We start from the raw sequence: 8242 nt of genomic DNA, 5'->3' as shown, positions 1-8242 counted from the left end.
GTATTCGCCCTGTCGTGAGCGATCACGGGGCGAATACCCAGCACTCAACGGTACTGGGGCCGTCAGCGGGTCGGGTCGGCGCCCAGAGTGGGCCGCCGCGGACATGGAAGCGGTTCCATGATGGGATCGCACCACGTGATCCGAGGAGGAACGATGCCGGGAGACCTCCCGACCCTGCGGGACGTCGCCGACCTGGCGGGCGTGTCGCCGACGACGGTGTCGCGCGTCATCAACCGCAGCGGCTTCGTCAGCGCCGGGGCGCGCGCGGCGATCAAGCGGGCGATCGACGAGCTGGGCTACGTCCCGTCGGCATCCGCGCGCGGCCTTGCGTCGCGGCACACGGGGCTGGTCGGCCTGTGCCTGCCGGTCGTCGAGGCGGACGCCGGCCTGTTGCACAGCCGGTCGTCCGGCCCTGGGCAGGGCGCGCCCGTCTGCGAGACGGTGCGGACGGTGGTCGAGGCCCAGCCGGACGCCATCTTCTCCTGGGGTGGCATGTACTTCGGTGAGGTGGTGCGCGGCGCCGAGTTCGCGGCGTGGGAGGCGGGGCTCGCGATCACGGTCGCGATGACCCGCTCCCCCGACCTCGAGGCGCGCGTGCTCAACATGGCCGGCCGGGTCGACGGCATGGTCGTCGTCAGCGGGACCCTCCCGGGCGACCTGCTCGAGCACGTCGCCCGGCGCGTGCCGGTCGTGCTCCTCACCGGGCTGAGTCCTGGCAGCGCCCACGACCGCGTGACCGTGAGCAATGCGGAAGGCGTGGAACGCCTGGTCGACCATCTCGTGACGGACCACGGGATCACGACCTTCGAGTACGTGGGCGCGTCGACCGGCACGCCCGACGACGACGAGCGCTTCCGCGGGTTCCGCCGCGCGCTGCTGCGGGCCGGGCTCGCCGCGCCGGAGGCTCCCCGGCTGCGGGGCGACTGGGAACGAGGGCGGGCGCGGGAGATCGGAGAGGAGCTCGTCGCGGGGCTGCGGCGCGGTGAGGCGCTGCCCGGCGCGCTGGTCTGCTGCAACGACAACACGGCGCTCGGGCTGCTCGACGTCTTCGCGGCGCACGGCATCCGCGTGCCGGACGACGTGGTGATCACCGGCTTCGACGGGATCGAGGCCGCCCGGACCGCCACACCTCCGCTGACCACGGTCGAGCAACCGATGGCCGAGCTCGGGCGGGCGGCGGTCGAGGTCCTCACGGCCCGGATCGCGGTGCCCGCTCGCCGCCCCGTGACCATGAGCCTCCCGGTCACCGTCGCGATCCGCGCGAGCTGCGGCGCTCACCCGCCGGCCGGCTGACCGGGCGCTGGCGCGAGGTCTACGCACGCGACGACCGGCCGGCCGGCTCCGCGCGCGACCGTTCCCCGGGAGAGGTCGGCCGCGGCCCCACGGAGGAATAGTGTTCGAGCGTGCACGTGCTCCTGGTGGAAGACGACGAGTCGCTGGCGATGTCGTTGCAGCGTGGGCTGGTCCGGTACGGGTACGAGGTCGAGTGGGTGGCGAGCGGCGCCGACGCGCTGCGGGCCGACCCGGGCGACGTCGTGCTGCTGGACCTGGGGCTGCCGGACACCGACGGGCTGGACGTGTGCAGGGAGCTGCGGGCACGCAGCGACGTACCCATCATCGTCATCAGCGCGCGCAGCGACGAGGTCGACCGGGTGGCGGGCCTGGAGCTCGGGGCCGACGACTACGTCTCCAAGCCGTTCGGGGTGCGGGAGGTGATCGCCCGGATCAGGGCGGTGATGCGGCGGGTCCACCCCGGTGGCGGCCCGGCCGGCGTCGGCCACTACGGCCGGGTCACCATCGACCGCAGAGCGGCGCGGGCGTACCTCGACGGGGTCGAGGTGCCGCTGGCGCGCAAGGAGTACGAGCTCCTCGCCTTCCTGACCGAGCAGCCGGGCGCCCTCCTGACCCGGGAACGGATCATGGAGGTGGTCTGGGACCTGAACTGGTTCGGTCCCACGAAGACCCTCGACGTGCACACCTCGGCGCTGCGGCGGAAGTTCGCGGGCGCGCTGACCATCGAGGCCGTGCGCGGGGTCGGCTACCGCCTGGTCGTCGAGGGCACCGAGCCATGACCCGGCGGCTCGTCCTCAGCTACGTGATCCTGATCGCGATAGCGCTCCTGGCCTTCAAGCTGCCGGTCTCGGTCCCCGTCGGCAACCACCTGCGGGACGACACCGAGGCCGCGGTCCAGCGAGACGCGATGACGATGGCGCTGCTGCTGGCGGACGGCGACGGGGACGCGCGCGACGCACTGGCCGAGGCGACGACGGCGTACGAGCGCGAGACACCCGGCGGCGTGGACGTGCTCGAGTCGTGGGACGGCGGGGCCGCCACGGCCGAATGGACCGACGACGAGCTGGTCGTGACCGTCCCGGCGGCGCCGAACGGCGCCGTACGAATCAGCTACCCGACCAGCGCGCTCCGCGAACGGGTCCTGGACGTCTGGCAGCTGCGGGCGCTGCTCGCCGTCGGGATCCTCGCCGTGACGGCGCTGCTCGGCGCGCTGGCGGTTCGCCTGCTGACCAAGCCTCTCGGCGACCTGCAGACGATGGCCGGCAGGCTCAGCGACGGCGATCTCGCGGCCCGCACCGCCATCGCGGGCCCACCCGAGACGCAGACCCTGGCACTGGCCCTGAACTCCGCCGCCGAGCGCCTGGAGACCCTCGTCGCGGCCCAGCGGGTGTTCGTGGCCGACGCCTCCCACCAGCTCCGGACGCCGTTGACGGTGCTCCAGCTCTCGCTGGAGAACATCGCCGACGGCGTCGACGACACGTCCGTCCGGGAGGACGTCGAGCGGGCGAGCCGGGAGGTGGCCCGGATGAGCGGCCTGGTCAACGGGCTGCTCGTGCTGGCACGTGCCGAGGCCCGGACCGCCGTCACGCAGCCCGTGCACCTGACCGAGCTGGTCGAGCAACGGCTCGGTCTCTGGCGCCTCGAGGCAGACGAACGCGACGTCGCGTTCCGGCTTGCCGGAGCCTGGGACGCCGAGCCGGTGGTCCTGGCGGGTCCCGGGCAGGTCGAGCAGGTCCTGGACAACGTGCTCTCGAACGCGCTGAGCGTCTCGCCCGACGGAGCGACCGTCACCCTCGACGTACGGGTCGGTACCGACGGCGTCGTGCTCGAGGTCCGCGACGAGGGCCCTGGCATGACCTCCGCCGAGAAGGCCCGCGCTTTTGACCGGTTCTGGCGCGGGCCGGGCCGTACGGGCAGGTCCGGCTCCGGGCTCGGTCTGGCGATCGTCCGACAGCTCGTCGCCGACGCCGGTGGGGACGTCGTGCTCGACGACGCCCCCACCGGCGGCCTGACCGTGCGGATCAACTGGCGGCGGGCAGCAGCGACGAGTGGTGGTTGATGATCAGCCACTTGCCGTGCACCTTCTCGTACACGAACGTGTAGCGCGCGTCCGCGAAGGTCTGCGTCCCGTCGTCGGCGGTGAAGGTGAACGTGTACAGGCCGGTGTCGATCGCCGTGTTCTTGTCGAGCACCTTGATGACGGACTGGGTCCGCTCACCGCTCGGGTTCTTCGCGAGGAAGTGCTCGAAGTAGTCCACGAGCCCGGCGCGGTCCGTCCGGACCACGGGCGAGAGCGTGGGCAGCAGCACCGCGTCCGGGGCGTAGAGGTCGGCCACCTTCTCCGGGTCGCCGGTCTCGACCGCGGCGTTCCACCGGTCGAAGAGCGCGTCGATCTCGGCCTTGGTCGGCGTGCCGTGCTGGGTCGCCGCCTGCGCGTGGCCGGCGGTCTGCGTGCTCTGCGGCGCGGCGGCCACGGCGGTGGCCACGGCCGGCCCACCGAACGCTGCGGCGGCCAGCACGGCCCCCGCGCCGATGACCCAAAGCTTCTTCATGGATGTCTCCCTGGCATAACGGACTTACCGGAGACATCACTGTCGCAAGCCGCGGGTTAGCGGAGAGTGAGCGCCGATCAAGCCGGTGGACAGGGAATCGGACCGGCGACGAGGGCCGGCGCGACACCCCCTGGCGGGGGGGGTGGCTACCGGTTGCCGCCCCAGCTCACGGGCCGGATGCTTGACCCGCCGACCGAAAGGGTTACCCCGCCACATGTCCGCACCCGCACCACCAGCCATCCACCGCTGGGCCGTGGCAGCGCTCACCAGTGCGTGCGTCCTGGCGCTCGCGCTGACCGCGTGCGGCGCCCCCCGTACCGGCGCAGGGGGCAGTGCCGAGCGTGCGGGACTGTCCCACGGTGCGCACGACGCCGCCCTCCGGAAGGGTGGCGACCTGCTGGTCTGGGCGTGGGAACCCACCCTCGACCAGGTCGTCGAGGACTTCGAGGCCGAGTACCCCAACGTCGACGTCGAGATGGCGAACGTCGGCACGGGCAACGACCACTACGTGGCGCTGCAGAACGCGATCAGCGCGGGCTCGGGCGTACCCGACGTCACGCAGATGGAGTACTACGCCCTGCCGCAGTTCTCCATCGCCGGCTCGCTGACAGACCTGAGCGCGTTCGGTGCGGGCGACCTGAGCCGGTCCTTCTCGGCCGGCCCGTGGGGCGCCGTGACCGGTACCGACGGCGCGACAGGTGAGGAGGCCGTGTACGGCCTGCCGATGGACTCCGGCCCGATGGCCCTGTTCTACAACGCGCGGGTCTTCCGGGAGGCGGGCGTGTCGGTGCCCACGACGTGGGAGGAGTTCGTCGCCGCAGCGGAGGCCATCCACGCGCACGACCCGGACACGTACATCACGTCGGACAGCGGCGACGCCGGGTTCGCGACGTCGATGATCTGGCAGGCCGGCGGCCACCCGTTCAAGGTGGACGGCACGAACGTCACCGTGGACCTGGCCGACGCGGGCACCACGCGGTTCACGCGCATGTGGCAGCAGCTCATCGACCGTGGGCTGCTGGCCGACGTCCCCGCCTGGTCGGACGTCTGGTTCCAGGCCCTGGGCACCGGTGAGATCGCGGCGCTCGTGACGGGTGCCTGGATGCCCGCGAACCTCGCCACCGGTGCCGGCGCGGCGTCGGGCGACTGGCGCGTCGCGCGGATCCCCCAGTGGAGCAAGGGGACCTACCAGACCGCCGAGAACGGTGGCTCCGCGCTGGCGATCCCGGAAGGGAGCCAGAACAAGGAGCTGGCGTACGCGTTCCTCAAGTACGCGAACATCGGCGACGGCGTCACCACCCGGCTGGCGGCCGGCGCCTTCCCTGCCACGATGCGAGACCTGACCGATCCCGCCTTCCTCGCCGAGGAGCCCGAGTTCTTCGGTGGACAGCAGATCAACCGGGTCCTTGCCGACTCGGCCGCCCACGTCGTTCCCGGATGGCAGTACCTGCCCTACCAGGTGCACGCCAACAGCGTGTTCCCCGACACCGTCGGCCAGGCCTACACCGGCTCGAGGACCCTCGCGGACGGGCACGAGGCCTGGCAGGAGTCGGTCATCCGGTACGGCAACGAGCAGGGGTTCAGCGTCACCGGCCCGGCCGGATAGTTCGCCGTCTCCGTCCGGTCATGGACGTGTGCCACGCGCCTCGGCGAGGAGGCGCACCGCCTTGGGGCCCACACCGTGGATGGGGAGCAGCTCGTCGAGGTTCGCGGGGAGGTCTTCCATCGTCCGGTATCCCTCGGTCAGCAGGGCGCCGGTCGCCGGGCGTCCGATCCTCACGCCGTCGAACACGGGTCCCATGTCCGCCTGGTCCGTGCCTGCCTGGTCTGCCATAAGCCCACGCTACTGCCCGGCGGTAGCCGCAGCGAAGGCCCGCCTCCAGAACACGATCACGCATGCTTTCGGACGGAGATCCAGGCCTCAGTGTGTTCTGGAGGCGGACCTCCGGGCCCTGCGCGGCGGTCGATAGCATCGCGCGATGGACTCAACGACAGTGACGACAACCGACGGCGCGCTTCTCCATGTAGGCGTCTGCGGCACAGGGCCGGACGTCGTCGTGCTGTCGGGTGGACCGGGCTGCGTCCACTACCTGGAGTCCGACGAGCTGGCTCCGCAGGGCTTCCGAGCCTGGTTCCCGGAACCCCGCGGCGTCGGTAGGTCCGGAGGCGGGCCGCACACGATGGCGCAGGCCGTGGCCGACCTCGAGACGGTGCGCAGGGCGGCCGGCGTCGAACAATGGACCGTACTAGGCCACTCCTGGGGCAGCGACCTCGCCGTCCGCTACGCGCTCGACCGTCCGGAGTCGGTGGTCCACGTCGTCGGGATCGCCGGGCACGGGCTGCACAAGGACCGCTCCTGGTCTGCGCGGTACGAGGCGGGAAGGACGACGGATCCTGGCCCTGACATCGCCTGGTCGGCCGAGGTCCACGCCGCGCTCCAGGAGTCGTTCCTCGACTGGATCCACGAGCCGGGCCTGTGGCGCGGCCTCGCCGACTCGCGGGTGCCGATGACCTTCCTGGCCGCAGGCGCGGACATCCGTCCGTCGTGGCCGCTGGCGCAGCTGGGCGAGCTCGTCCCGGGCGGCAGCTTCGAGACGGTTGCCGACGTCCCGCACGACTTCTGGCACACCCACCCCGAGCTGTGGCGCGAGGTGGTCACCGCGGCGTGCCGCCGGCAGGGACCGCTGCACTCGGTGTAGTTCGAATTCGGTCGCGGCCGCGCGCATCCGACCGAATTCGGGGCACCGCGAGCCTCAGCGCGACGCGCCTACCCCGTTTCGGCACAGTTCCAACGATTTCACCCTGCCATCCACGAGACCCGCACCACAGGCGCGGCGTAGCGTGGCGGTCTGTGGACGATGACGAGCTGGTGGCCGCCATGATGCCAGCCCTCGAGATCGACTTTCAGGTCACCGACCACTTCGAGGAGTGGGACACGGAGGGCATCGCGCAGTTCCGCCGGTGCGGGCGCCGGGCGATCCGGAAGCTCGGCTACAAGGCGCACACGTTCCAGACCGACCCGGCGAAGCGTGATGACCGCCGCGTGATCGTGTACGCCATGGTCACGAACCGCACCGAGGACGACGAGGCACGTCTCGCCGAACGAAGCTGGTTCCTGATCCAGAACATGCCGTCCCCGTTCGACGAACGGACGGACCCGTAGTCTTCCGGGCCGGTCTTGCGGGCCGCGCTCACGACGCCGGAGCGTAGGCCGGCGTCGTGAGCGCTACCGGGTCGGCGGCCTAGCTACGGACCGTCCAACGCTGGTTGGCCTGTCCGCTGCCGCAGGTCCAGAGCTGGACCTTCGTGCCGTTGCCGGTTCCCCAGCCCGCGGCGTCGAGGCACAGGCCGGACTGCACGCCGGTGATGGTGCCGTTGGCATTGACGTTCCACTGCTGGTTGGCCTGTCCGCTGCAGTCCCAGATGACCACCCTGGTGCCGTTGGTGGTGCCGCGACCGTAGGCGTCCAGACACTTGTTGCCGTACACCTTGAGCTCCTTGCCCGCGGTGTAGGTCCACCGCTGGTTCGAGCCGCCCCAGCAGTCCCAGAGCTGCGCGTCGGTGCCGTTGGCGGTGCCGGCCCCGGTGGCCTCGAGGCAGCGGCCGGACTGTGCCCCCACGATCTCGGTGCCGCTCGGGGTGCCGATGCTCCCTGGCACCGCTCGCAGCGCGCCGTACCAGACCGCGGCCATCTTGTCGTAGCCGCCGGGCGTCGGGTGGACCCCGTCCTCCAGGTCGGAGGCGGTCAGGGCGCTGTACATGTCGACGAGGTGCACGTTCTTGCCCGCGTTCACCTTGCTCTGCACGATGCCGGGGATCGCAGCGTTGAAGCGGTTGACGGCCGCGTTGCCCTCGCTCCACCCGATCGGGATGATCTGCGCGACGAAGACCTTGGTGTTCGGCGCCGCCGTGGTGATGCGGTCGATCAGCGCGGACAGTCGGTTCGGGGCGGTGGAGACGTTGTAGTTCTGCAGGATGTCGTTGGTGCCGATGTGCAGCAGCACGGTCTGCGGCTGGTAGGTGTTCAGCCAGCCGACGACGTTCGCGTCGATCTGGTCGATACGCCAGCCGGGATGGCCTTCGTGGTCGTGGTCGCCGAGACTCGCCGGCCCGTTGAACTGCGAACCGACGAAGTCCACGGTGTACCCGCCGCCGGCCAGCCGCTGCCACAGGCCGATCCGGGACCCGCCCGGCGTCTGCGTACCCTCGGTGATCGAGTCACCCAGCGGCATGACCCGTGTCCCGCCGTTGGACTCCGCGGTGGCGGGGCCGGCCGGCATCGTCACCATGGCGAGGACGACGCCCAGCGCCACGACTCCTCGGAGCCACCTTGCTCGTGTTCGCACCATTACTCCTCCTGACATGCGGTGGGTCCGTGCGTTCCCGCCCGCAGGGGG

The 8242-nt window shown here is 71.4% G+C and carries 9 protein-coding genes; 6 read left to right on the top strand and 3 right to left on the bottom strand.

Annotated elements, in window-relative coordinates; all coding sequences use genetic code 11:
• Positions 1-153: 153 nt before the first annotated feature.
• The 3 genes from ACFWE2_RS23270 (at position 154) to ACFWE2_RS23260 (ending at position 3352) form a co-directional block, all read left to right on the top strand.
• A complete protein-coding gene (locus ACFWE2_RS23270; RefSeq protein WP_377226583.1) occupies positions 154-1293 on the top strand; it encodes a LacI family DNA-binding transcriptional regulator in 1140 nt (379 codons plus the stop codon).
• Between the two features lie 110 nt (positions 1294-1403).
• Entirely contained in the window at positions 1404-2072 is a 669-nt protein-coding gene (locus tag ACFWE2_RS23265; RefSeq protein WP_377226582.1) for a response regulator transcription factor, read from the top strand.
• The gene (locus ACFWE2_RS23260) at positions 2069-3352 is read left to right on the top strand and encodes an ATP-binding protein (protein WP_377226581.1); all 1284 of its coding nucleotides are present in this window, start codon (positions 2069-2071) and stop codon (positions 3350-3352) included. Before ACFWE2_RS23265 ends, ACFWE2_RS23260 begins: the two co-directional genes overlap by 4 nt.
• On the opposite strand, the gene ACFWE2_RS23255 is transcribed toward ACFWE2_RS23260, so the two are convergent.
• Complete coding sequence (locus tag ACFWE2_RS23255) at positions 3315-3845, bottom strand: SgcJ/EcaC family oxidoreductase (RefSeq protein ID WP_377226580.1); 531 nt, start codon at positions 3843-3845, stop codon at positions 3315-3317. The two genes, ACFWE2_RS23260 and ACFWE2_RS23255, sit on opposite strands and share 38 nt — an antisense overlap.
• A 214-nt stretch (positions 3846-4059) precedes the next feature.
• On the opposite strand from ACFWE2_RS23255, the gene ACFWE2_RS23250 reads away from it, so the two are divergent.
• Positions 4060-5451, top strand: a complete 1392-nt coding sequence (locus ACFWE2_RS23250) for an ABC transporter substrate-binding protein (RefSeq protein WP_377226579.1) — start codon at positions 4060-4062, stop codon at positions 5449-5451.
• 18 nt (positions 5452-5469) lie between these two features.
• Here the strand turns inward: ACFWE2_RS23250 and ACFWE2_RS23245 are convergent, their stop codons facing one another.
• Positions 5470-5679 (bottom strand): helix-hairpin-helix domain-containing protein, encoded by a 210-nt coding sequence (locus ACFWE2_RS23245; RefSeq protein ID WP_377226578.1) that lies wholly within the window; start codon positions 5677-5679, stop codon positions 5470-5472.
• A 145-nt stretch (positions 5680-5824) separates the two neighbouring features.
• Here ACFWE2_RS23245 and ACFWE2_RS23240 point away from each other — a divergent pair, with 145 nt between their 5' ends.
• On the top strand, positions 5825-6544 hold the full coding sequence (locus ACFWE2_RS23240; protein WP_377226577.1) for an alpha/beta fold hydrolase: 720 nt from the start codon (positions 5825-5827) through the stop codon (positions 6542-6544).
• 152 nt (positions 6545-6696) lie between these two features.
• Positions 6697-7008, top strand: a complete 312-nt coding sequence (locus tag ACFWE2_RS23235) for a hypothetical protein (protein ID WP_377226576.1) — start codon at positions 6697-6699, stop codon at positions 7006-7008.
• Positions 7009-7087: 79 nt separating this feature from the next.
• On the opposite strand, the gene ACFWE2_RS23230 is transcribed toward ACFWE2_RS23235, so the two are convergent.
• Positions 7088-8194 carry an RICIN domain-containing protein gene (locus tag ACFWE2_RS23230; RefSeq protein ID WP_377226575.1) on the bottom strand — a complete coding sequence of 369 codons (1107 nt, stop codon included), beginning with the start codon at positions 8192-8194 and terminating at the stop codon, positions 7088-7090.
• Positions 8195-8242: the final 48 nt, after the last annotated feature.

Source organism: Promicromonospora sp. NPDC060271 (genome assembly GCF_042726755.1).
Lineage (GTDB): Bacteria > Actinomycetota > Actinomycetes > Actinomycetales > Cellulomonadaceae > Promicromonospora.
The sequence above is the reverse complement of the archived record's forward strand: the minus strand, read 5'-3'. Positions and strand labels throughout refer to the sequence as shown.